Annotated in this window: 2 protein-coding genes; both read right to left on the minus strand. The window is 42.0% G+C overall.

The features are described from left to right. Window positions 1-363: 363 nt before the first annotated feature. Window positions 364-855, minus strand: a complete 492-nt coding sequence (locus BS617_RS17845) for an ankyrin repeat domain-containing protein (RefSeq protein ID WP_075174357.1) — start codon at window positions 853-855, stop codon at window positions 364-366. A gap of 17 nt (window positions 856-872) precedes the next feature. Further along, window positions 873-1,589 (minus strand): GH-E family nuclease (locus tag BS617_RS17850; protein WP_212667486.1); only part of this gene is annotated, 717 nt, incomplete at its 5' end.

A 1,589-nucleotide genomic window follows, 5' to 3' on the forward strand; every position in this document is an offset into this window, starting at 1 on the left:
GGCTATGATGGCTGCAAAACGGGCGGCTACGGCTAGGCCTCCTGAGATGAAGGCCAGTAGAATGCAGAACAAGACTTCTAAAATGATATAAGCGGCGGCAGCGCCGTATAAGAAAGCGTAGAAATTGAGAGCAAGCGCTGTTGGTTCAACAGTCGTTGAGTTAATGGGGGAGGTGGATGCAACTGGAGGTCAAGAGTAAACGGGGCCTAAATCCAAGCTGGAACAGCAGATAGACGAGATTAATAAACTGCCTCGCGCTAAACGGAAGTTTGTGAGTGAGATGTTGGATACAGTGATTCAGCAGCAGATATAAAAAGCCCAGCTCAATGGCTGGGTTTTTATCTCACACCAGATTTAAGCAACTTACTTATTGAATAAGTCCATTAAGGTAGCATCTTCATTTGCAACTGTTGCTGAAAATTCTTTCACAGAAATACCCCCTTCTACTTTTTGTTCTACATCGGCTCCATGCTCTAAAAGCAACTGAATAGAAGAATAATCATAAGGCTTAGTTAACAACGCTTCTCGAAGAGGGCTAACGCCCTCATCATTAACATGGTTCACATCTACCTTGGCATCCAACAAAACTCTAACTATGTTGGCATCCTTCAATTTCATCGCGTAATGAAGTGAATTGTTCCCATATACATCAATAGCATTCACATCAACACCGCAGGCAATTAAGTGTTGAACCATTTCCAAAACAGGAGGCTTCGCAATGGACATCAATGCTCGATGCAGATAATTCCAACGCTCTTTCTCTGTAACTTCATTAACAACAATTCCTTGTTGTATGAAGCCATCAAACTTTTCGATATCGCCTTTTAAAATAGCTCTCAAAACTTCCCGTGACATACTACAAAACCTCTAATTTACAATCCGAAGTAATCTTCCATATCAATAATAATATGATCGATGTTATCTCTGCCTGGCATTTCATCTGCATGACTTAAATTTCTCTTCGCATCTTCAATTTTGAAAAATTGAGGGCGAGCATTCACATAATCATTTAACTGTGATTGTGAAAGACCAAGTTCATCACCAGCGGAAAGTATTCTTCGATTCTCATGACCTGTAATATGACCAAAATGGGTATCAGCAATTACCTGACCATTTTGATCAATAAATTGGCCTTGCGAATTTTTAGGAGCATTAGCTTTAATTGTTGTCTTGGTTTGACTTCGTAATGAAGGTCTATTGAGCTGAGAATTAACTACAGAAGGATCTGTTGCAAATCTTCCATCTGGCGTTCTCAAAACCCCGTTAGCATCATGAGCAGCAGTAGACCCATAGTTTTGAACAACCTTCCTCTCAATCACCAGCGTTTCACCGGTCGAGCCGCTAGATTTTTGGCCTTTTAGCTTAATCCTACGTGTATTCGCTCCAATAGCCTTTAGCTTTTTAAGTGATGATTCTATCACCTTTAAACTGTCTATGTAAGCGCTTACCGCTCGCGCTCCGCTGGCTATCCGTTTATTGACGGCGGTAACTTTCATGCCCATGACTGCTATACGGGCTATGATGGCTGCAAAACGGGCGGCTACGGCTAGGCCTCCTGAGATGAAGGCCAGTAGAATGCAGAACAAGAC

The organism is Neptunomonas phycophila (assembly GCF_001922575.1).
Taxonomy (GTDB): domain Bacteria; phylum Pseudomonadota; class Gammaproteobacteria; order Pseudomonadales; family Balneatricaceae; genus Neptunomonas; species Neptunomonas phycophila.